Source organism: Gloeomargarita sp. SRBZ-1_bins_9, from assembly GCA_039794565.1.
Taxonomy (GTDB): Bacteria; Cyanobacteriota; Cyanobacteriia; order Gloeomargaritales; family Gloeomargaritaceae; genus Gloeomargarita.
The window spans coordinates 202,494-223,915 of record JAUQVX010000003.1 but is presented as its reverse complement, the minus strand read 5'-3'; the positions used below and the strand labels follow the sequence as shown (position 1 = coordinate 223,915).

Below are 21,422 nucleotides of genomic sequence, written 5' to 3'. Positions count from 1 at the left end.
ATCGTTGCTCCCATAGCCACTCCGCCCATTGCCAGGCTTGGATAAAACTTCTGGGGTCGGCCTTCCCTTGACCGGCAATATCAAAGGCGGTGCCGTGGTCGGGTGAGGTGCGCACTAGCGGTAGCCCCAAGGTCACATTCACCGCCTGGGCAAACGCCAGGGCCTTGACGGGAATCAACCCCTGGTCATGGTACAGGGCCAGGCAGGCATCCCAAGGGGGTGGGTTATCGGCGGACCACCAGGCCTGGGCGGGGGCTACCCACAACGTATCGGGCGGCACAGGGCCGATCAAGGTCACCTGGGGAAACTGACGCCCCATCTGCTCCAGCCAGGGGATGAGGATGTCCTGCTCCTCCGTGCCCAAATAGCCCTGCTCGCCGCTATGGGGATTGAGACCAGCGACGGCAATCCGGGGATGGGTAAGACCAAAATCCCGTGCCAGGGATTCCACCAACAGACCCAACTTCTCCGTCAGACGGGCGGGCGTCAACTGCTGAGGCACCTGGGCCAGGGGAATGTGGGTGGTAACCAGCAACGTCCGCAACACCCACCCACTGTGGGGCGAACGGGCCAGAAAGAGCATGCCGGTTGCGGCTGATCCCGTCGCCTGGGCCAAAAATTCCGTTTGCCCAGCATAGGCATAACCCGCCGCCTGCCAGTAACCCTTGGCGATCGGTCCCGTCACCAACGCCTGGGGGCCTAGGGTCATCGCCCTTTCGAGATAGCGGACGCTTAAGGCACCGGTCAAGGGGGAAGGACACCCCGGTTGAATAGCCGCCGGCGCCGGCACATCCACCACCGTGAGTTTAGCCGGATCAACCGCTGGCTGCCCCCATGACCGCAACCGCTCATAGGTGCGCACCAATACATCTCCCGACCCGACCACCTGCACCGGCCAACGGGGTTGGTACAGGGCAGCCGCCCGTAAAATTAGCTCCGGTCCAATCCCCGCCGGGTCGCCCGTGGTCAGGATGAGGGTCACCGTAGGAGGAGTCGAGGCAATTTAAGAGGCAGCAGCTTTGGCTTCGGCTTTACCCTTGGCCGTCTTGCCGTTGCGTTCGACCTGGGTGAGGTGGATATGTTTATAACCGGGCTTAATTTCAAACTCATCCCCCGGCTTGAGGCCCATCTTTTGGGTGTAGGCCGCACCGATCACAATTTGACCGTTGCGATGGACCGTCACCCGATAGGTCGGTTCGCGACCGCGGCCGTCCCGTGTATTATCAATCTCTACACCTTTGGCCTGCAAAACCGCATCCATAAACTCGGAGACGTTAATCCGTATCCGGTCCCCTTTTATGCGGTAGTAGCCGCAGTATTTCGCCTTCTCCCGCCGGCTGAGATGACGTAGCTCCTCCAACTTTTTCAGTAGGGCTTTTCCCGTCAACGGTTCCTTGGGCAATTCCGCGAGATTTTCCATCGGCTTCTTCCTGCTAAATCCTGCAATTTCTAGCATAGCAGAATCACTTTTGCCATCCCAAGTGCAGCACCAGTTTTCTGGAAGCAAACCCCCTCAGGGTGTACGACCGGCCAGGGTTTTGAGATATTCGGTGTTGACCCCCGACTCGCGCACCAGGGCAATTTTACCCGTGCGGGCCATCTCCCGGATGCCAAACTTCTGCAACATCTGTATGATTGCCGCCATTTTACCTGGGTCGCCGGTCACCTCCAGGGTGAGGGAATCCTCGGCCAGGTCCACCACCCGGGCGCGAAACACCTGGGCAATTTCCAGGATTTCTCGCCGACTGACCGGTGTGGCGTTCACCTTGAGGAGCATCAGTTCCCGCTCGACACAGGGGATGTTGGTGATGTCTTGAACCTTGAGGACGTTGATCAGTTTGTAGAGCTGTTTGGTGAGCTGTTCAATGGCCCGGTCATCCCCCGGGACCACCATCGTGATCCGGGAGATACCTGGCTGCTCCGCTGGCCCCACAGCAAGGCTTTCGATATTAAACCCCCGCCGGGCAAACAACCCAGCAATTCGGGTCAGGACACCGGCTTCATCTTCCACCAGAACCGAAAGGGTATGTTTCATGGCGACAGGGACGAATTGCTGATTTCATTATCCCCGGAAAGGGTAGGGCGGGTCATCTGTTCCGGTTGCACCCAGGCGGCAAATTCCTCGGGGGTAAAATAGCCCAATTCTACACCGGCTTGGCAGAGGCTTTTTTGCTCCCGGTAGGCTTTTTGGGCAACCCGGGCGGCCCGGTCATAACCGATGTGGGGATTGAGGGCGGTCACCAGCATCAACGATGCCTGAAGATGACCTTGGATTTGGGTCAGGTTAGGGGTCAACCCCTGCACACAATGCTGGCTAAAACTACGGCAGGCGTCCCCCAGCAGGTGCAATGCTTGGAGTACGTTATAGATAATGAGGGGTTTGCAGACGTTGAGTTCCAAATTGCCCTGACTGTGGGCGAAATTGACGGCGCTGTGGCAGGCCATGACCTGGAGGGCGACCATGATCAGGGCCTCGGCTTGGGTGGGGTTGACTTTGCCGGGCATGATGGAACTCCCGGGTTCATTGGCGGGCAGGTGTAGTTCCCCCAAACCACAGCGGGGACCCGAACCCAACCAGCGGATGTCGTTGGCAATTTTGAGGAGGGAACCGGCCAGGGCCGCCAGGGCACCGCTGAAATGCACTAGGGCTTCGTGGCCGGCTAAGGCGGCAAAGGGATTGGTGGCTCTAACCCAGGGGATACCTGTCCATTGGGCTAACCGCGCTGCCACCCGTTGCCCAAATTCGGGATGGGTGTTGAGGCCGGTGCCGACGGCAGTACCGCCAATGGCCAGTTCGTAGAGTTGGGGGAGGCAACTTTCCAGGTGGGCCTGGTGGTGGGCCAGGTGGGCGGCGTAACCGGAAAATTCTTGCCCCAGGGTTAAGGGCACGGCGTCCATCAAATGGGTGCGGCCGATTTTCACAATGTTCCACCAGGCCTGGACTTTCTCCTGAATCGCCTGCTGGAGTTGGGCCAGGGCCGGTTGCAGGTGGGTGCGGTAGGTCAACACGGCGGCCAGGTGCATGGCGGTGGGAAAGACATCGTTGGAGGACTGGCCCAGGTTCACATGGTCGTTGGGATGGACGGGAGCTTTGCGGCCCAGGGGCTGGCCCAGGAGCTGGTTGGCCCGGTTGGCAATGACTTCGTTGACGTTCATGTGGGTTTGGGTGCCGGACCCAGTTTGCCAGACCCGCAGGGGAAATTGGTCGTCCCAGCGCCCTTCGGCTACCTCCTGAGCCGCTTGTTGAATGGGGCCGGCCAATTCGGGTGCCAAACAACCCAGTTCTTGATTCACCGCCGCCGCCGCTTTTTTGATCAACCCCAAGGCATGGATCACCGCCCGGGGCATCAATTCTTGGCCAATGGCAAAATACTGGAGAGCGCGGGCGGTCTGACTCCCCCAGTAGGCCTGGGCAGGAACGCTGACGGTTCCTAGGCTGTCGGTTTCGATGCGCATGTCGTTCATGACCCTTGACATCCCCCGTTTGGGTGTTAAAATAACGCATTACATTTTCCCAGACTTGGGCCGATCATGCCGGACCATCCCCGAACCGCCACAATGCAGGGGGTTTTAACCCTAAAGGAATTGGTGGCCCGTTCCCAGCGGGAGCATCGCAAGGTGCAGGAACTATTAAGCTACCTGGGGTCGGCGCTGCGGAATTTGCATAACTTGAATCAATTTTTGCAATTAATTCCGGTGATTGCTACGCGGGTTTGTGATGGGGAGGGAGCGGCCCTACTGCTGTGGAATGAACCGGAACAACGGCTGGTGCTGCACCAATTTCACAGTCACCGGCCGGAGGGATGGGCCACCCTGCGGGCGCAACTGGCGGATTATGTCCAGGGTTTACCGGCAACAACCCCGCCACAGGCCTTGGGTGAGCGTTTGGAACGGGAATTGCCGGTGGTCCTGGGGGTGGAGGTCGCCAGTACACCGGTGATCGTGGGGGGTCAGGTGCAGGGGTGGCTGGTGGTTATGAGCGAGCAACCGGGGGTGGTGACTACGGACGCCCGTCGGCAACTCCTCAACCTGGTGGCGGACCAGACGGCCGTAGCGATTGAGCAGGAACATTTGCGCTTGGCCCTGCGGGAACGGGAGCGGCTGGACCGGGAGTTGGAACTGGGGTCGGAGATCCAAAAACACCTCCTGCCGGAGTGTTGCCCGGAGATTCCCGGTTTGGCGCTGGCGTCTCGGTATGCCATGGCCCAGCGGGTGGGGGGGGATTACTACGACTTCATTCCGGTGGCGGGCGGGCAGCGTTGGGCCATTGTCATCGGCGATGTCATGGGCAAGGGGGTGCCGGCGGGGTTGATCATGACCATGACGCGGGGAATGTTGCGGTCGGAGGTGTTGCGGGGGCATTCGCCGGCGGACATCCTTAGCCACCTCAACCAGGTCATGTACGAGGATTTGACCAATTCCCACCGGTTTGTCACGTTGTTTTATTCGGAGTACGACCCCCAGACCCGCCGGTTGACCTTTTGCAATGCGGCCCACAATCCCCCGTTGCTCTGGCGTAGCTGTCCCCCTGCTATTCAAACCCTGGATACGGCGGGGATGATCATCGGCCTAGAACCCAACAGTTGCTATGAAAACGGCACGGTTTATCTCCAAGCGGGGGATGTGTTGGTGTATTACACGGATGGCCTGACGGATGCCATGAATGCCTATGGTCAGCGGTTTGAAATTGCCGGTTTGACCCAGGCGGTACAGGAGGCCTGCAGCCTACATACCCAACCCCAGGACATCCTGGAGTATCTGTTTATGCGGGTGAAGGCCTTTGTGGGACCGCAGGGGCGGTCGGAGGACGATATGACCCTGGTGGTCGCGCGGGTGATTGATTAACCTTGGCCTTCGATGTCCTCCTGGAGACGCGCTAACTCCTCCGGGGAGAGTTGTGCTATCTGATGCTCCAGCCAAGCTCGCTCATACTGTTCCCGCTGGCGGTGGTAGGTCATATCCTTACGCACTACCCGTACTGCATAGGTACTGATCCAGAGGATGAGACCGCCCATCAAAATCCCCTGGGTCCACACCCCTGCCGTCAGCCCCTCTAGCCCCAACAGCCGCAACAGGGCATAGATGACCCCCCCCGCTCCCAATACCCCCAGGCCAATGAGCAAGACATCAAGGCGCCGCATCGTCGGGTTTAGATGCTCCTTTCCCAGTCTAGTGTAGGGCAACTGGTTCTGGGTCATTCAGGGGGATAGATAGCGCAGGCAGGCTTCGGGGTAGAGAAGGAGTTCCCCCTTAAGAAATCGCTCCACCGGCACCCACAGGGCCAATTTCCGGCGCTCCCCCTCCTGAAAAGGGATGGAGTCCAGGGCGTAAAATTTGGGGTCGGCAAAGCGACAGCGATAAAGCTGGATGATCTCGTGGCCCGGTTGGCCGTTGTACACAAAGATGTTTTCCAGACAGCCCAGGTACGTGATGTCCGTCAGGGAGGCTTGCAACTCTTCCCAAAATTCCCGCTGCAGGGCCTTGAGGCTGGGTTCGCCGAACTCCACCCCCCCACCCAGCGCCCGGTAAAACGTCAACTGCCGCGCCGGGTCATAGCCCTGGGAAACAAAGACTCGGTCCCCTTCCTGGATCAACCCCAGGGCCAGCACCCGAATCTGACTCATGGGCGGAACTTGCGAAACGCCAGGGTGACATTGTGCCCGCCAAAGCCGAACGAATTGGACAAGGCCACCTCCACCAACATCGCCCGCGCCTGGTGAGGTACGTAATCCAAATCGCACTCTGGGTCCGGATGGTCCAGGTTGATGGTGGGGGGCACCCGGTCGTGGTAAACCGCCAGCACCGTTGCCACCGCCTCAATGCCGCCTGACCCCCCCAACAAATGCCCCGTCATGGACTTGGTGGAACTCACCGCCACCTGGTAGGCATGGTCCCCCAGTGCCCGCTTAATGGCCTTGGTTTCCGTAATGTCATTCGCCGGGGTACTAGTGCCGTGGGCGTTAATGTAACTCACCTGATCAGGGCGCAAATTGCCATCCTTTAAAGCCAATTCCATTGCCCGCGTCGCCCCCTCCCCATCCGGCACCGGCGCGGTGATGTGATAGGCATCGCAGGTGCACCCATAGCCCACCAATTCGGCATAGATACGCGCCCCCCGGGCCTGGGCATGGCTGAGGGCCTCCAGCACCAAGACGCCCGCCCCCTCTCCCATGACAAAACCATCCCGGTCTCGGTCAAAGGGACGGGAAGCCCGCTGGGGGTCCTCATTACGCAGGGACATGGCGCGACAGGCCGCAAAGGCCGCCATACTCAAGGGGGTAACTGCCCCTTCCGTACCGCCGCAGACCATCACCTGGGCGTACCCCTGCTGGATGAGCCGAAAGGCATCCCCGATGGCGTTGGCCCCCGCCGCACAGGCCGTCACCGGACAGGAATTGGGTCCCTTGGCCCCCAAGTGAATGGCCGTCAAACCCGCCGCCATATTGCAGATCATCATGGGCACAGTAAAGGGACTCAAGCGGTCGGGACCTTTTTGCTGCAACACCTGGTGCTGTTCCTCCATAATCCGCAGGCCACCGACCCCTGTGCCGATCACCACCCCCACCTGGGCAGCGTTTTCCGGGGTGATGGTCAACCCCGCGTCCTGAACCGCCTGCAAACTGGCGCACACGGCGAACTGAGCGAAGCGGTCCATGCGTTTGGCGTCCCGCCGCTCCAGGTACCCACAGGGGTCAAAATCCTTGACTTCCCCGGCAATGCGGCAGGCGTGGCCCGAGGTGTCAAACAAGGTAATCGGCCCGATGCCACTGCGCCCCGCCAGCAGTCCTGCCCAATAATCCGCCACCGTATTGCCCAGGGGCGTAATGGCCCCCAGACCTGTGACCACCACCCGCTCGCGACCTGCCATCCCCTACGCCGCTACCTTTTGTTGAGCAATATAATCCACCGCCTGCTGCACTGTGGTGATCTGTTCGGCGGCGCTGTCGGGAATTTCAATGTCAAAGGCCTCTTCCAGTTTCATCACCAGGTCCACCGTCGCCAGGGAATCCGCCCCCAGGTCATTGGCGAAATGGGCCTCGGGGGTCACCTTTTCCGCCGGCACGTCCAACGTATCGGCCACGATTTCTTGCACCTTGGCAAAAATTTGCTCCTTGTCCATGCCATCACTCCACGGGTCATTCTTAGCATCTTATCGAAATTGGGGGCGCTTGCTCCATGGTCATCCCGAAAACCCGCTCCATCTGCTGCACCAGGGCCTGTTGCACATGCATCACCGTTAACCCCGGACAGAACTGCACCAGGTTGCCCACCGGATAGGCGGCGATCCCGCAGGGAACAATCCGGCTAAAGGCGGCCAAATCCGTACAGACATTGACGGCAAACCCATGCATGGTCACGCCCCGACGCAGGGCAATCCCAATGGCCGCCACCTTGGTATCCCCGACCCACACCCCCGTATAACCGGTTTTCCGTCCCGCCGCAATAGCGTAGCTCCTGAGCGTCTGGATAATCACTTCCTCCAGGGCGCGCAGGTACTGGTGGACATCCAGCCCGTAGCGGGACAGGCGCAAGATGGGGTAGCCCACCACCTGCCCCGGCCCGTGATAGGTGACCTCACCTCCCCGCTCGGTGCGATAGACGGGAACCCCCAACTCCGCCAAGGGCAGGCGTAAAAACTGGAGGGACGCCCCCCGCCCCAGGGTATAAACCGGTTGATGCTCCAGCAGGGCCACCACATCCGGCAACTGGGGGTCGACCAAGCGCTGTCGCACCTGCTCCCGTTGCCAGGTCCAGGCTTGGGTATAGGGGATCCCCGGCCCCCACCACGCGTAATACACTTGGGTCATGGGGCGGATGCCACCGGACACCATCCCCTATACTAAAAAATATCTATTGCACATTTCTTGCAGCTATGCGGATCCTCAGCGGCGTCTTTACCGGGTTTTGGCCGTCCGCCAAGGGCAAGTTGAAATATATCCGCATTCATGACGGGGCGCAGGAGTACCCGGTGAAGCTGCCGAAATACCTGCGAGCGGGGTTGCTGCGAGAACTCCAGCCGGGAATGGCGGTGAAGGTGGCCGTGCGCTGGCATGCGGGGGGATGGCAGGCCACCGATATTTTGATTTTTGCCCCTGCGGAACCCCTAACCGTTACCGTACCCCCCTGTCGCGTGCAAGTCTGTCAAAAGGGCCGTTGTCGCCAGCAGGGCAGTGGGCCGTTGTTGCAAGAGTTAGGCGAGAAGGTGCGGCAGCGGGGCTGGGACGAGTGGGTGTTCGTCGAGGCCAGTGGTTGTCAAAAAGCTTGCAAGTACGGTCCCAACGTCTGTATTGACGGTCAAATGGTGCACCGGGCGCAGGTGGCCGATGTGTTGGCCTACTTAGCGCAACGGGTGTCCCAGCCGGTGGTTTGAATTTGAAGAAACCTGAAGAAGTACGGGCGGGGGCGAGGGTTCTGGTCTAAGCCTATAGATAGATTGGGCTGTGGGAGGACGTCAATGATTCGCAAAATTTTGTTGGCCGTATCGGGTACGGGTCACACGGAAGAAATGCTCAACGCCCTGATTGATTTGCCCGGCCTTCGCCAAGCCCAGGTGACAGTCCTACACGTGGTGACTCCCCAGGCGTCAGCCCAAGATATGGTTGCCAAACAAGCCGAAGGGGTGGAAATCTTGAAAAACGCTCTGGCCAAGATTCACATCTGCCGTGACGAAGGGGTTAGCACCGGTTGTTTGCCGCCTACGCAAGTGACCACCATGTTACGGGAGGGGGACCCCAAGGATGTTGTGCCCCGGGTTGCCGACGAACTGGAGGTGGATTTGATCATCATGGGGTCGCGGGGGCTAGGCCGGTTGCGGGCGATTCTGGAAAATTCCGTTAGCCAATACGTTTTCCAACTGGCATCCCGGCCCATGCTGCTGGTGAAGGACGACACCTATGTCGAGCGCATCCAGCGGATTCTGGTGGCCTATGACGGTTCCCCTGCCGCCCAGCAGACGTTGGAGCTGGCCCTGTTTCTCCTGCAGGACCTCAAGGGGGGCGAGCTGGTGTTGGCCGACATCAACCCGCGCCTGGAGGGGGTCACCCTAGAGGAATTGGCCCAGCGCCCGGAAGCCAACCCCATCCTAGCCGCAGCCATCCAAAAGATCCGGCAACGGGGTTTGAAGTACCGGTGTATAGTGCGGGAGGGCAACCCCGGCGTGCAACTATGCCAAATCGCCCAGGAGGTCAGCGCCGACCTGGTCATGCTGGGCTCTCCCGACCGCCGGCCGACCATCGCCCGGAGTTTGGTGGACCTGGACCGGTTGCTGGGCAATTCCGTGTCCGACTATGTACGGGTGCATGCGGACGCTCCGGTGTTGTTGGTGCGCGCCCCAGCTCAAAGTTAACGTTGACCTTCCCCGCGGCTGGCCGTTTGCACGTAGAGGATGATCAAAAACGCGCTGGGAATCAACACCAGCAACGCCGTGCCAATCAATGCCAGAATGTTGGTTTCCATGGGTTGTGCCCTCAAGTCCTCCAAGCTCTACTGTAGCCCAGAAACGGCCAGCCCCATTTCACGACGTTTATAATTGCCAGGCATCACCTACCCGGAGAGTTGACAGGCAGCCCAGTTTCAGCACCAACCCCAGGCAGTAATCCCATCCCCACCCCTATTCCCGGCACAATACCTAGAGTCCCTATCCTTGGCCTCAAAAATTACATAAACCCCTATAAACCAGAAAGGGGGCTGACGACTATCCAAGTTTCGTCTCAGACCCCTCACTGGTTCGCTCCTCACACAAACGAAGTGTAGCAGGAACCCCCCAGCTCTGTCAGCCCCCGGCCAGGCCAATAGCTATAAAAGTTTCTTATCAGAAAAACCCTAGCCGGCAGGGTTATGACGCCCATACCCCTGATGTGATCCCCTCGGCAGGGTCGGCAACCAGGGCAGGGTGGGGTCCCCAAATTCAGCCAGTGTTAACAGTTGGATGCCATGTTGGCGGGCCGTTGCCATTTGGGCCGGTGTGGTGTAGCCCCAGGTGGCCAGGAACAAGGGCACATCCTGCAAGGCCGGTGTTTGCTGCACCGCCAGGAGAGTCTCCAGCCGATCCTCCACCAGTCCCAGCACCGGTGCCTGTTGGCGTAACCGCTGTAGGGTGGTGGTTTTGGGTTCCCCAGCGCTTTTGCCGTAGAGCCACTTCTCCGGCCAGGTGATACCTACACTTTGCCATAGGGCCTGGACGAACCGTTCCTGCTTGGTGGTCACAATCACGGGCACAAAAGGGGCCTGGGTCAACCAACGCTGCACCTGGGCCGCCACCCCCGGATAAAAGCTGTGTAGGGCCAACCAGCCCTGTTCGTCCTGGGCGATCCAGGCATCCCGGGTGACATCCACCGCCTGGCCCAGTTCCTGGGGCGACCACCCCGTTTCCCGCAGTAAGCGCTGCTGCACCTGGGGCCAATCCGTCGCCAGGGTCTGGGGGTCTTCCCCTTGGACCAGGGCGTGCAACAGCAAGGGCATTTCCCAGCCGTGGGTCACCACCGGTCGCAACCGGTAAAAGGCTTCCCGGAAGGATGCCAAGCGGCCCTGGCAGCCCACCTCCGGGCACCACTGGCAATAGACCGCCGCACTTACCGCAAAGTATTCCGCCAGCCCATCACACAGAACCCCGTCGAAATCCAGGGCCAGCAGCGGCAGGTGACCCATGGAGCTAGTTGTCGGGAGAAACTGGGGTGCAAGGATTCGAACCTCGGAATGGCTGGACCAAAACCAGCTGCCTTACCACTTGGCGACACCCCATTGCCAATGCATTAGCTATATTAACAAGCTTGAAGCGCGACTGGCAACGGGGTATGCTGGCGGTATGGGGTGGGTATCCTGGGTCAATCGGTTGAGTCAGCGCGCCGGTCAAGTAGCCATGGCTCTGGTGCCCCTGCTGGTATTAATCGGCGCGTGGAATGTGCTCGGGCGCTACGTGGGCCGGGCGGTGGGCCGCAATCTTAGTTCCAATGCCTTTTTGGAATTGCAGTGGTATCTGTTTAGCGCCATTTTTTTCCTGGGGGCGGCCTACACCTTGCTCCACAACGGTCACGTGCGAGTGGATGTGCTGGTCAACCGCTGGTCAGAACGCCGCCGCGCCTGGATGGACCTGTGGGGGACGCTGCTGTTTCTCCTGCCTTTTGTGGTCTTGTTGATCTGGGTGACGGTTCCCCCGGTTGTGGCGTCCTGGCAGGTGGGGGAACAATCCCCTGACCCCGGCGGTCTGCCCCGTTACTGGGTAAAAACCCTGCCCCTGGTGGGATTTGGCTTGTTACTGTTGCAGGGGATCGCCCAGGTGGTGCAATTGGGGCAATTCCTGCGCCGCCGGCCGGATTAAAGCCTTAACATTGCGTTACTTTTGGGGACGGTGGGGAACCCCTTGACCTACCCTGAAGGAAGTCCCTGACTGGAGTGGTGTCCATGACGTTACCGTTGCTTGCCTACCGACCGACAACCCAGAACCATCGGGTGCGGGACTTTGGCCCGGCGGAAATCAACGAAGACAGCCCCCGCATTTATCGTCTGGAGGATGTGAGTACACCCGACGAAATGGATGCCCTGATTTGGGCGGCCTACCGGCAAATTTTTAGCGAGCATTTAATTTTGCAGTCCTGTCGCCAGGTGACGTTGGAATCCCAGTTGAAAAACCGGGCGATTACGGTGCGGGACTTTATTCGGGGACTGGCCCAATCGGACCCCTTTTACCGGCTGGTGGTGGCCGCCAATAACAACTACCGCCTGGTGGATATTTGCCTGCGGCGGATTCTGGGGCGGGCGGCCTATAACCGGGATGAGGAAATCGCCTGGTCTATCCGCATTGCCACCCGGGGGTTTCGCGGGTTTGTCAATGAACTGATAGACAGTGACGAATATACGGAAACTTTTGGGGATAATGTGGTGCCCTACCAGCGCCGCCGGATGCAGGGTCGTCCCTTTAACCTGGTTACCCCCCGTTACGACGGCAACTACCGGGCCAAGGAGGGCATCGGCTTTATTGATTGGAATTACGTGCTGATTCGCTTCTATCAGCAGCAGGCGCAAACCCGGCGGCGGAGGTTGGCGAAAGCGGGTGACCCGGAACTGTATCGTTCCCTGGCCCAGCAGGTGGCGACCCAACCCCAGCCCACCCCCAACGTGCGGGTACAGGAACTGGACTTTTTAGCCAAGGTGCCCCGGCGGCGGTAGTGGGACAGGGATTTCTGGGGAGCCTGGTCTTTTCCATGGCCTTACAGGTGGTGTACCCGCCGGCGTCCCATGAGACCACCGCCCCCCGCATTTTTTTGATTGGCACCCATGACCCCCGGGAACCGGTGTGGGTGAACGGGGAACCGGTTAAACGCTCGAGCGCCGGACACTTTGCCCCTTCGGTGCCCCTGGCGCTGGGGGACAACCTGATCACTGTGCGCGGGGGGTCGCAAACCCGAACGCTGCGGGTACGGCGGGTACTGCCTAGACCCCAAGCCACGCCCTTGGCGCCGGCGGTGGATGTGGCCCGTTTGCCAGGGGAACCCCTCTGTTTTCAGGCGGTGGTCCCTGCGGGTGCGGAGCCGGTTTTCGTCCGTTTGGGGTCTCTGCAGATGCCCCTAACGCCGGTTACGTCTGGGCTACCCCTGGCCAATGCGGACGTTTTGTTGACGGCAGCGCCTGCCACCGGAATTACCACCTTCTATCGGGGCTGTGGGCGGGGGTCTCAACCGGGTGTACTCGGGCGACCGGAACTGGTTTGGCGGGGACAGACCTGGCAGAGTCCCGGCGTCGTGACCGTCTTGGACCCCGACGACTTAGCCCTTGCCACGCTACAGGAGGAGGGAATTGCCCGCACGGGGCCTGGCACGGACTACGCTCGCCTGACGCCTTTACCGGTGGGGACGCAGGACCAGGTTACCGGCTGGGAGGGGGACTGGTTGCGCCTGGGCTATGGGGGTTGGCTGCACCGCCGGCAGGTGAGTCTGCACCCCAGCAGGGCCGTACCTCACACCGTTTTGCAGGGTGTCCGCAGTCAAGTGGGGGCCGAATGGACGGAAATTCACTTTCCCTTGGCCACCCCTATTCCCATCACCATTCACCAGGAACCCGGCGTGATCCAAATCACCCTATGGCACACCACCGCCCAGACGGATTTCATTCGCCTGGACCCCAGCCCCGCCGTACGCTTTTTCACCTGGCAGCAGGTGGCGCCCGGCCAAGTGCGCTATCGCTTTTATGCCCCCGGTGCCCAGCTATGGGGGTATGGGGTGAGCTACCGGGACAACGTCCTCGTTTTGCACCTGCGGCATCCCCCCCGTTTGGCAGTGGATTCCCTGCGGGGTGTGCGCATCCTGATTGACCCTGGGCATGGGGGGCCAGAGGACCTGGGCGCTTTAGGACCCGATGGCACGCCGGAAAAACAGGTGACCCTCCAGATATCCCAATTACTGGCGGAACGGTTGCGGCAGCGGGGGGCAGCGGTTTTTCTGACTCGCACCCAGGACGTGGCGGTTTCCCTGGCCGAGCGTGTGCGCCTGATCCAGGAGCGGGAACCCCATGTGGCCCTCAGCCTCCACTACAACGCCCTACCGGATGCCGGCGATGTGTGGGCCACCCAGGGTATCGGCGCTTTTTGGTATCACCCCCAGAGTCAGGACCTGGCCCGTTTCTTGCACGACTACCTGACCCGGCACGCCCAGCGCCCCAGCTACGGCGTCTTTTGGGGCAATCTGGCCCTGACCCGGCCCACCGTTTGTCCCGCCGTTTTGCTGGAGTTGGGCTTTATGATCCATCCCGAGGAATTCGAGTGGATTGTCAACCCGTCAGCCCAACAACGCTTAGCGCAGGTCCTCGCCCAGGGGATCGAAGCCTGGTTACGGCAAGCCGTGACTAGCACCGCCAGCGCTGCCAGGGGTCCAATACATCCTTAATCAAGGCCTCTTCAATCCAGACCCGGAACACCACCAGCAACGGCAAGGCCAAAATCAGCCCCGGCAGTCCCAAAAACGTGGTGAAAAAAATTTGGCCGATCAAGGTCAAAGCCGGCGGCAATTCCAAATGCTGCGACATGACATAGGGCGTCACCACATAGGCGTCATTTTGCTGAATAAGGAAATACAAAACCACCACAGCAATGGCCTTCCAGGGGGCATCCAACAGGGCCACCACCGCCGGGGGAATGACACTCATCGTCGGACCGATATTGGGGATCAAATTCAGCAGCGCAGCAATCAGGGCGTGGGCAAAATACAGGCGCACCCCCAGGAGGGAAAGACCAATAAAACTCAAAATTCCTACCACCGTCATAGCTGTGAGCGCCCCCAGCATCCAGGAACGCAAATTCACTTCGCAGCGCTGGAGAATGGTATCCACCCGATGGCGATAAAAGGAGGGAAAAAGACGAATAAACCCCCGGCGATAGGTGGTTGGGTCGGCCAAAAACATTGCCGCCAACGCCAGAATCAAAATCACCGACAACAGCCCACCAATGGTATTGAAAAAGAAATCAATCCCCCGCCCCAAAAAAGGTGCTAACAGGTTTTGCAACTGTCGGATTACATTCCCATTGTTGGTCACATCAAACACCATTTCGCCCAGTAATCGCATCTGTATTTCTGCCGACCAGCGGGCCAGGGCCTGAAATCCTTTGGGTAGCAATTTCACCAGCTCCTGAAATTCCTTGGTAAAGGGGGGCAATAACCAACTAATCAAAGCGCCGATCAACCCCAACAGGGTAAAAAACGTGAGGGCAATGGCCAGGCCTCGGGGAATCCGCCAGCGCCGTAACTGCTGCACCACCCCCTGCAACACCACCGCCAAGACCACCGCCGCAAACACCAGCAGCAGCAGCAGCCGGATTTCCCACAGGATGTACAGGGCAATGAGAAGAGCAATTAGGCCAACCCAATCCCCCAATTTCATAACCATTCCCGCCCTAAGTACGGTTGCAACACCTCCGGGACTTGAAGGCGACCGTCGGGCCGCTGGTAATGCTCCAAAATGGCCGCCATGGTCCGTCCCACCGCCAGGGCCGACCCGTTGAGGGTATGGACAAACTCTGTACCTTTTTTGCCCGTTTCCCGGTAGCGAATCCCCGCCCGCCGTGCCTGGAAATCCCCAAAGTTGGAGCAACTGGAAATTTCCCGGTAGGTGTTTTGGGACGGCAACCACACCTCCAGGTCAAAACACTTTTGCGCCCCAAACCCCAGATCCCCGGTGCACAACTCCACCACCCGATAGGGCAACTTTAACGCCTCTAGCAACACCGCCGCATCCCGCACCAGTTGTTCGTGTTCCTGGGGGGAGGTCTCCGGGCGGACAATTTTGACCAGCTCCACCTTGTTGAATTGATGCAGCCGGATGAGGCCCCGGGTATCCCGTCCGTAGCTACCGGCCTCCCGGCGAAAACAGGGCGTCCAGGCACAGTGGTAAATGGGCAATTGTTCGGCGCTGAGGATTTCCTCCCGGTAGAGGTTGGTCACGGGCACCTCGGCAGTGGGAATCAGCCACAGGTCGTCGTCCCGGCAGACAAAACTTTCCTGGGCAAATTTGGGCAGTTGTCCGGTGCCCACCATGGCCTGGCTATTGACCAAAAACGGCGGCAGGACCTCCACATAGCCCCGGGCGATATGTTGGGCCAGCATCCATTGAATCAGCGCCCGTTCCAGTTCGGCCCCGGCCCCCCACAGGGTCACAAACCGGCTCCGGGCCATTCTCGTCGCCCGCTCCGTGTCCAAAATCCCCAATTGCTCGGCAATTTCCCAGTGGGGCAGCACCTGGGTTTTGGGCTTGTACTCATCCCCCCAACGGTAGTGCTCCACATTGGCCGTTTCATCCTGACCAACGGGCACATCGGGCGCCGGCAGATTGGGCAACTGCAACAGGAGGTCCTGCAGTTGGTGGCGCAGTTCCCGTTCCTCCTGCTCCAGGGTCGCCAGCAGGTGTTTAATTTCCTGTCCCCGTTCCCGCAGTTGGGCAATGGTGTCGGGGTCGCCGCCGCTGCGCAGCAGTTGCCCCACCCGTTTGCCGATGTCATTGCTCTCGGCCTGGAGTTGGGCGCGTTGTTTTTCCCGCTGGCGCACCTGGGCATCCAAAGCCAAGAGGGGTTCCAGGTCAATGGCCATCTGCCGAGTCGCCAACCGCGCCGCCACCTGCTCCGGCTGTTCCCGAATTAATTTGAGGTCCAACACTGCACCTTACTTGCCCGACGGGCCATTTGCGATTGTACCGGAAGCCGGTTCAAAACTCGCGCAGCCCTGGCATGGCCCTAGGGGATTGACGGCACAGCGCAAAAGTTCCGACCGGGCATTGTAGAGACAGCGTCCATCGCCGATGATCCATTGACCCCGCCAGCGGTTGCGGTCCGGGTGGGCTACTTGCACCAGCAGGGCCATTTTGTGGAGTTGGTAGCGGCCCCCCCGGTATTGGTAGCGATGGCGGCGCTCTAAGACCATATAGAGCTGGCCGTTGACTTCCAGGGCATGTCCCGGTTGGGGTTGGTCGGGCAACAGAAACTCCCCCAGGAATTCCGTGGTCGGATTGAGGAGGATTTGCGTGGGTATGGCGTCGGGGGTCATGGGTTCCAGGGCAGGCCACCTTACCTTTAGGGTAGCGGCTTGGGCGTGTATTGGCCCTGAAGAAAATCATAAAGGTCCTGGTAAAACTCCCGCTCCAGGGGGTCGTCATGGACCGCCATGCGCTCGAGGGAGCGTTGCCCGAGAAAGTAAGCGCAGGCCGATTCGGTCATATAGCCGTAGAGTACTCCCCCATTGAGGTATTCCCGGAAGCGGCGCTGGCGTTCCCCTTGGACGGCAATCGGTTCGTCCAACTCCAGGTAGTACTCGATCTCGATGCCGGCGTTGCGTTGCTGGGCGGCCTGGGCGGCCTGGGCCAGATTCACCCCCCGCTGGTAGAACATGTAGTTGGGTTGCAAAAACGCCAGGTCAAAGTAGTAGTTTTGGTAGTCGTCGAGGAGGTGCAGGTTGTAGCTGCTGTAGAAGGGGATCCAACAAAACGCCCAGCCCATTTGGTGGATAAAGCGGCGCAATTCCTTGAGCAGCCAGTGGTCATCCACATCCCAACAGCGAAACACCGTCTCAAACATCCAGTACATCCCCAGGATGTGCACGTACTGTAAACGGGGTAGGCGCTTTTGCAATTCACTGATAAACCACTGGCAAGCGGCCAGGCGTTGGCGGGTGGCCCGGTCTAGGTTTTGGCCTTGGGTGGAAAAGTTCCAGCCCTGATAGCCGAAGTCCGTCTGGGTGATGTGGGGATAGGGAATCATCAAAACAGCGTTGCGCTTGTGGGGCAAGGGCTGGGGGATATGGGGGAGCAACTCGGCAATGGTTTGGTCGAGAGTGCGCAGGGTTTGGGCGTAAAAATCCAACAGTTCTTCCCACTCCTGGACACCGGCAGGCTGGGGCGAACAAACGGCAAAGAAGTCCCCTTCGCCGCTCATGGTGGTGCCCAGGTTGACATCGGCGCGATAGTCCCGCCCGGTGCTACTGGTGATGTTCAAAAACAGAAACGAATCAAATAGCCAGTCATGCCAGGTCCCCTGGGGGGATTGATGGGCCACGTAGAACTGTAAATCGGGAACCGTCCAGGGCCGGCTGGCATGGCCGTACATCAGGACAAGGTGCTGCAGATAGTTGTACGTGGGCTGACGGGGGGCAAGGTAGGACATGGGATGCAGCCGTGAGTTCTATTAGGCCTATGTTACCGGAAAGGGCTGTGCTAGGTTAGAAGCGGTTAGGGGGAAACGGTCATGGACGCACGCCGGCTGGGTTTGGGGCTGCTATGGCTGGGATTGGTGGGGTATGCCTTTTTCGGGGCGCCGCCGCCACAGCCAGATACGCTTGAGCTTATCCAGCACCTGGTGCGGTTTCAGGTGGAGGGGATCAATCCGCTCGTTGTCGCCCTGTTTAATCTGATGGGGGTTTGGCCGGCCCTGTACGCGGGGGTGTTGCTGACCGATGGGCAGGGACAAAAACTGCCGGCCTGGCCTTTTGTTGCCCTGGCGTTTGGGGTGGGAGCATTTGCCCTATTGCCCTATCTGGCGCTGCGCCGCCCGTTTCTACGCTGGCAGGGGTCGGAGTCTTTAGGGTTGCGCTTTTGGAACAGCCGGGTCTTGGGGGGTCTATGGCTGCTGCTATCGCTGGGGCTACTGGGGTATGGTCTCACCCAGGGAAGCTGGGCGGAGTGGTGGCAGGCCTTTCAGACCAATCGGTTCATCCACGTGATGAGTTTGGACTTTACCCTGCTGTGGCTGTTGTTTCCCCTGGCGGCCTGGGATGACCTGCAGCGGCGGGGGCTGGCACCTGGGGGGTGGTTGGCCCTGATGGCCCTGCCGGTGGTGGGGGCAGCTTTGTACCTGACGCTGCGACCGCCTCTGCCTAACGCCGCGCCTGGGACTGCTGGTGCGGAGTGAGCACGTGATACATCTGGCTGAGGGTGCGCAAACGCAGGGCGGCTAGCCGTCGAATTTGTTCTGGGGTCAAGGCCAGGTGGGGACTAGGGCGCCAGAGACTATCCCTGGTCCAGTGGGCCTGTTGTTCGGGGGTAAGGAGCGCGACGGCATCCGCCTCCGCCAGGGTTTGAATCTCCTGAATTTGCTCTTGCTGGGCAGGGGTCAAATGGAGTTCTGCCGACGGGAGGGGGTTGAGCACCGCCGCCGGACGCACTAATGGCGTAGCCACCACCAGCCCCAGTAGGACTGGCAACAGGAAAATATCCATCTGTGGAAAACCTTGAGCGCAACACCAGCCCCTTAGACGGTTCGCGCGGCCCAGAGTTCCCCCGGGCGTGCTACAGTACAACCAAATTGTGGTCAGGAGAAGCGATGGTGCTCCCCCGGGTGCAAATCGGCGTCATCGGTGGCAGCGGCCTGTACCGGATGGAAGCCCTCACCGACGTGGAAGAACACCATATCCCCACGCCCTTCGGCGACCCATCGGATGCCCTATTCATTGGGAAGTTGGACGGGGTACCGGTGGCATTTCTGGCCCGCCATGGGCGACACCATCACCTGTTGCCGACGGAACTCCCCGCCCGCGCCAACATCTACGCCATGAAGTTGCTGGGGGTGGAATATCTAATCTCGGTGTCGGCGGTGGGGTCGCTGCAGGAGGCGGTGAAACCCCTGGACCTGGTGGTGGTGGACCAGTTCATTGACCGGACGCGTAACCGGGTTTCCACCTTTTTCGGGGAAGGGATCGTCGCCCACATTACGTTTGAACATCCCGTATGCCCGGCGCTGGCCCAGGTGCTGGTGGAGGCAATCCAGGCGCTGAACCTGCCGGGGGTCACGGTCCATCCGCGCGGCACCTATGTGTGCATCGAAGGGCCAGCCTTTTCCACCCGTGCCGAATCGGAACTCTACCGCAGCTGGGGCGCGACCGTGATTGGCATGACCAATCTGCCGGAGGCCAAATTGGCTCGGGAGGCGGAAATCGCCTATGCCACCCTGGCTCTGGTGACCGACTACGACTGTTGGCACCCAGACCACACCAGCGTGTCGGTGGAGATGGTGCTGGCCAACCTGCGGCAGAATGTGGCCAATGCCCAGGCGGTCATCCGGGAAGCGGTGCGGCGCATTGCCCAGGTCCCCCCCGTCTCCAGGGCGCACCGGGCGCTGAAAAATGCCATCTTGACCCCCCTAGACCAAGTACCGCCCGCCACGATTGAAAAATTACGTCCCCTACTGGCGCGTTATCTGCCCGGTTAATATGTTCCCCATGAGGGGTTCAGTCTCTATCGCCAGGGCCGTCTGCGCCAGCGTAAGGTGAACCGGGAGGTGTTCTGGTTTGACCTACAGCGGGTGGAGGGGAGCTGGAAAATTTACGACCGTCGAGCTTTACGTTGATGTCCATGAACGGGTGGTTCGTGGTGACGGCAGTCGTAGGGGTGGCGATGGCCCAGGGGCAGGTTGCCGCCTTACTGCGCTCCTTACCCCGACCACCCGGCAGCCGCTCGGTTAATTTGGTGCGGTTAGGTCAGGCGCTGGGCCGGCAGTCTTTGGTCTATCACGTCTCCCTCCAGCCCGAGCAGGCCCTGCAATTTCTCCAGGAAACCTTGGGACAGCAGGGGTATCGCGAACGGTCTATCAATACCCTGAGCGGTCCTTGGGGATTTTATGCGGTGTTTGACCTACCCCCGACAACCCCCCTGGTGACGAGTACTCCCGGCCAGACGGTCATCCTGGTCTATCGGGGCACCGTGACCACCCCGGGGAATCTGCTGATTCAGGCTTGGTTGGTCCGGGAGTAACGACCAAGCAGCAATTCGTTAGCATCGTAGGCGACCGACGTTGTGGTGCTGACCTCCCCATGCCGCGCCGCTCCCTGACTGCTCTGGTGAATCCTCGGTTTGTGCGGGAACACTGGTGGGTCTCGCCGGGGTTGCGCAACCTGTTGTTTTTCGTCCTGGCGTTTGTGGGGCTGCTGGTGGTGGGGGTGTTGGGCTACTGGCTGCTGGCGGGCTGGTCGCTGTTGGACTCCCTCTACATGATGGTGATTACCATTTTTGGGGTGGGGTACGGGGAGGTACGGCCCGTCAATACACCGGCATTACGGCTTTTTACTATGCTGATTATTATCCTCGGCAGCGCCACGGTGGTGGGGATGATCGGCGCCCTGGTGCAGTTTGTGACCGAAGGGGAAATTCAGGAGGTTTTGGAGTCACAGCGCATGAACCAACAAATCGCTCAACTGCGGGACCATGTGATCATCTGTGGCTATGGCCGTATGGGTCAAATCCTGGCGCAGCGGGTCTGGGGGGCCGGACTACCCCTGATCGTGGTGGACTATAACGAGGAGCGCATCCGCGAGGCCACGGAACACGGCTATTTGGCCTACTTGGGTAACGCCGAAGACGAGGAAACCCTGCTGTGGGTGGGCGTCCAGCGGGCACGGGCTTTGGCCACCGTCCTGCCGGATGATGCCCTAAATGTGTTTGTGACCTTGACGGCGCGGGGGTTGAATCCCCAGTTGACCATCCTGGCGCGGGGGGAATTTCCGGCGACGGAGCGCAAATTACGTTTGGCCGGGGCCGACCATGTGGTGTTGCCTTCGACTATTGGGGCCTTGCGGTTGGCCTATTTGATTACCCATCCGGCGACGCTGGATTTTTTAGACCGCAATGATGGCCGCAGCACCATCAACGAAATCCTGGGGGAGATTCATCTGCGCATGGATGAACTGCTGGTGCCTGAGGGGTGCGTCCTGATTGACCAGACCATTGCTGATGTGGAGGTACGGGGCGAGCGGGCGTTTATTGTGGTGGCCCTGCGCCGGGCTGATGGCACCTTGATCGAAGACCCAGAACCGGAAACGGTCATCCAGGCGGGCGACACCCTGATCGTGGTGGGCCACCGAGGGGATATTCCCCACCTAACCCGTAAATTTGCCCTGCGCCGCCAGATGCAGTACCGGGGAACCCGCCACCGTTAGACTCTATAATGGGTTCACCCCAGG

General features: G+C 60.1%; 26 protein-coding genes and 1 tRNA gene. 10 read left to right on the top strand and 17 right to left on the bottom strand.

The window, feature by feature from the left end; translation table 11 throughout:
* From pdxA to fumC, 4 genes are all read right to left on the bottom strand, one after another.
* Window positions 1-982, bottom strand: a 982-nt coding sequence (gene pdxA, locus Q6L55_05305) for a 4-hydroxythreonine-4-phosphate dehydrogenase PdxA (protein MEN9258133.1), incomplete at its 3' end; no start/stop codon positions are given.
* 21 nt (window positions 983-1,003) lie between these two features.
* The gene (locus Q6L55_05300; GenBank protein MEN9258132.1) at window positions 1,004-1,420 is read right to left on the bottom strand and encodes an AbrB family transcriptional regulator; all 417 of its coding nucleotides are present in this window, start codon (window positions 1,418-1,420) and stop codon (window positions 1,004-1,006) included.
* A gap of 93 nt (window positions 1,421-1,513) precedes the next feature.
* On the bottom strand, window positions 1,514-2,035 hold the full coding sequence (gene ilvN / locus Q6L55_05295; protein ID MEN9258131.1) for an acetolactate synthase small subunit: 522 nt from the start codon (window positions 2,033-2,035) through the stop codon (window positions 1,514-1,516).
* Window positions 2,032-3,465 (bottom strand): class II fumarate hydratase, encoded by a 1,434-nt coding sequence (gene fumC, locus Q6L55_05290; protein ID MEN9258130.1) that lies wholly within the window; start codon window positions 3,463-3,465, stop codon window positions 2,032-2,034. The genes ilvN and fumC overlap by 4 nt, the downstream gene beginning before the upstream one ends.
* Window positions 3,466-3,531: 66 nt before the next feature.
* Between fumC and Q6L55_05285 the strand changes: the two genes are divergently transcribed.
* Window positions 3,532-4,845 (top strand): SpoIIE family protein phosphatase, encoded by a 1,314-nt coding sequence (locus Q6L55_05285; GenBank protein ID MEN9258129.1) that lies wholly within the window; start codon window positions 3,532-3,534, stop codon window positions 4,843-4,845.
* Here the strand turns inward: Q6L55_05285 and Q6L55_05280 are convergent.
* From Q6L55_05280 to lipB, 5 genes are read right to left on the bottom strand one after another with little or no spacing between them, the layout of a single operon-like run.
* Window positions 4,842-5,141 (bottom strand): DUF3007 family protein, encoded by a 300-nt coding sequence (locus Q6L55_05280; GenBank protein ID MEN9258128.1) that lies wholly within the window; start codon window positions 5,139-5,141, stop codon window positions 4,842-4,844. The genes Q6L55_05285 and Q6L55_05280 overlap by 4 nt on opposite strands.
* 57 nt (window positions 5,142-5,198) lie before the next feature.
* Window positions 5,199-5,624, bottom strand: coding sequence for an NUDIX hydrolase (locus Q6L55_05275; protein MEN9258127.1), 426 nt, complete (start codon window positions 5,622-5,624; stop codon window positions 5,199-5,201).
* Window positions 5,621-6,868: a beta-ketoacyl-ACP synthase II gene (fabF, locus tag Q6L55_05270; protein ID MEN9258126.1), complete on the bottom strand. Its 1,248-nt coding sequence runs from the start codon at window positions 6,866-6,868 to the stop codon at window positions 5,621-5,623. Before fabF ends, Q6L55_05275 begins: the two co-directional genes overlap by 4 nt.
* 3 nt (window positions 6,869-6,871) lie before the next feature.
* On the bottom strand, window positions 6,872-7,120 hold the full coding sequence (acpP, locus tag Q6L55_05265; GenBank protein ID MEN9258125.1) for an acyl carrier protein: 249 nt from the start codon (window positions 7,118-7,120) through the stop codon (window positions 6,872-6,874).
* Between the two features lie 22 nt (window positions 7,121-7,142).
* Window positions 7,143-7,808 carry a lipoyl(octanoyl) transferase LipB gene (gene lipB / locus Q6L55_05260; protein MEN9258124.1) on the bottom strand — a complete coding sequence of 222 codons (666 nt, stop codon included), beginning with the start codon at window positions 7,806-7,808 and terminating at the stop codon, window positions 7,143-7,145.
* Between the two features lie 65 nt (window positions 7,809-7,873).
* Here lipB and Q6L55_05255 point away from each other — a divergent pair, with 65 nt between their 5' ends.
* Window positions 7,874-8,371, top strand: a complete 498-nt coding sequence (locus Q6L55_05255) for a (2Fe-2S) ferredoxin domain-containing protein (protein ID MEN9258123.1) — start codon at window positions 7,874-7,876, stop codon at window positions 8,369-8,371.
* An 84-nt stretch (window positions 8,372-8,455) separates the two neighbouring features.
* Complete coding sequence (locus tag Q6L55_05250) at window positions 8,456-9,346, top strand: universal stress protein (GenBank protein ID MEN9258122.1); 891 nt, start codon at window positions 8,456-8,458, stop codon at window positions 9,344-9,346.
* On the opposite strand, the gene psbM is transcribed toward Q6L55_05250, so the two are convergent.
* The 3 genes from psbM to Q6L55_05235 form a co-directional block, all read right to left on the bottom strand.
* Window positions 9,343-9,456, bottom strand: a complete 114-nt coding sequence (gene psbM, locus Q6L55_05245; protein ID MEN9258121.1) for a photosystem II reaction center protein PsbM — start codon at window positions 9,454-9,456, stop codon at window positions 9,343-9,345. The two genes, Q6L55_05250 and psbM, sit on opposite strands and share 4 nt — an antisense overlap.
* Before the next feature lie 366 nt (window positions 9,457-9,822).
* The gene (locus Q6L55_05240) at window positions 9,823-10,647 is read right to left on the bottom strand and encodes a hypothetical protein (protein ID MEN9258120.1); all 825 of its coding nucleotides are present in this window, start codon (window positions 10,645-10,647) and stop codon (window positions 9,823-9,825) included.
* A 21-nt stretch (window positions 10,648-10,668) separates the two neighbouring features.
* Window positions 10,669-10,740, bottom strand: a tRNA-Gln gene (locus Q6L55_05235).
* Between the two features lie 64 nt (window positions 10,741-10,804).
* Here Q6L55_05235 and Q6L55_05230 point away from each other — a divergent pair.
* The 3 genes from Q6L55_05230 (at window position 10,805) to Q6L55_05220 (ending at window position 13,877) form a co-directional block, all read left to right on the top strand.
* On the top strand, window positions 10,805-11,317 hold the full coding sequence (locus tag Q6L55_05230) for a TRAP transporter small permease subunit (protein MEN9258119.1): 513 nt from the start codon (window positions 10,805-10,807) through the stop codon (window positions 11,315-11,317).
* Window positions 11,318-11,400: 83 nt separating this feature from the next.
* The gene (locus Q6L55_05225; GenBank protein ID MEN9258118.1) at window positions 11,401-12,165 is read left to right on the top strand and encodes a phycobilisome rod-core linker polypeptide; all 765 of its coding nucleotides are present in this window, start codon (window positions 11,401-11,403) and stop codon (window positions 12,163-12,165) included.
* A 35-nt stretch (window positions 12,166-12,200) separates the two neighbouring features.
* Window positions 12,201-13,877: an N-acetylmuramoyl-L-alanine amidase gene (locus Q6L55_05220; protein ID MEN9258117.1), complete on the top strand. Its 1,677-nt coding sequence runs from the start codon at window positions 12,201-12,203 to the stop codon at window positions 13,875-13,877.
* Here Q6L55_05220 and Q6L55_05215 read toward each other — a convergent pair.
* Genes Q6L55_05215 through Q6L55_05200 form a run of 4 tightly spaced genes read right to left on the bottom strand, consistent with a single transcriptional unit; the run spans window position 13,837 to window position 17,635 of the window.
* Window positions 13,837-14,874: an AI-2E family transporter gene (locus Q6L55_05215; GenBank protein MEN9258116.1), complete on the bottom strand. Its 1,038-nt coding sequence runs from the start codon at window positions 14,872-14,874 to the stop codon at window positions 13,837-13,839. The genes Q6L55_05220 and Q6L55_05215 overlap by 41 nt on opposite strands.
* A complete protein-coding gene (gene serS / locus Q6L55_05210) occupies window positions 14,865-16,136 on the bottom strand; it encodes a serine--tRNA ligase (GenBank protein MEN9258115.1) in 1,272 nt (423 codons plus the stop codon). The genes Q6L55_05215 and serS overlap by 10 nt, the downstream gene beginning before the upstream one ends.
* A 6-nt stretch (window positions 16,137-16,142) precedes the next feature.
* Window positions 16,143-16,523 carry a DUF6464 family protein gene (locus Q6L55_05205; protein MEN9258114.1) on the bottom strand — a complete coding sequence of 127 codons (381 nt, stop codon included), beginning with the start codon at window positions 16,521-16,523 and terminating at the stop codon, window positions 16,143-16,145.
* A gap of 26 nt (window positions 16,524-16,549) precedes the next feature.
* Entirely contained in the window at window positions 16,550-17,635 is a 1,086-nt protein-coding gene (locus Q6L55_05200) for a DUF4855 domain-containing protein (GenBank protein MEN9258113.1), read from the bottom strand.
* Window positions 17,636-17,716: 81 nt separating this feature from the next.
* Between Q6L55_05200 and Q6L55_05195 the strand changes: the two genes are divergently transcribed.
* Window positions 17,717-18,379 (top strand): hypothetical protein, encoded by a 663-nt coding sequence (locus tag Q6L55_05195; protein ID MEN9258112.1) that lies wholly within the window; start codon window positions 17,717-17,719, stop codon window positions 18,377-18,379.
* Here Q6L55_05195 and Q6L55_05190 read toward each other — a convergent pair.
* Window positions 18,345-18,686, bottom strand: coding sequence for a hypothetical protein (locus tag Q6L55_05190; protein MEN9258111.1), 342 nt, complete (start codon window positions 18,684-18,686; stop codon window positions 18,345-18,347). The two genes, Q6L55_05195 and Q6L55_05190, sit on opposite strands and share 35 nt — an antisense overlap.
* A 104-nt stretch (window positions 18,687-18,790) precedes the next feature.
* On the opposite strand from Q6L55_05190, the gene Q6L55_05185 reads away from it, so the two are divergent.
* From Q6L55_05185 to Q6L55_05175, 3 genes are all read left to right on the top strand, one after another.
* Window positions 18,791-19,675, top strand: a complete 885-nt coding sequence (locus Q6L55_05185; protein ID MEN9258110.1) for an S-methyl-5'-thioadenosine phosphorylase — start codon at window positions 18,791-18,793, stop codon at window positions 19,673-19,675.
* A gap of 143 nt (window positions 19,676-19,818) precedes the next feature.
* The gene (locus Q6L55_05180; protein ID MEN9258109.1) at window positions 19,819-20,217 is read left to right on the top strand and encodes a hypothetical protein; all 399 of its coding nucleotides are present in this window, start codon (window positions 19,819-19,821) and stop codon (window positions 20,215-20,217) included.
* Between the two features lie 59 nt (window positions 20,218-20,276).
* Window positions 20,277-21,398 carry a potassium channel protein gene (locus tag Q6L55_05175; protein ID MEN9258108.1) on the top strand — a complete coding sequence of 374 codons (1,122 nt, stop codon included), beginning with the start codon at window positions 20,277-20,279 and terminating at the stop codon, window positions 21,396-21,398.
* The last annotated feature ends 24 nt before the right edge of the window (window positions 21,399-21,422 follow it).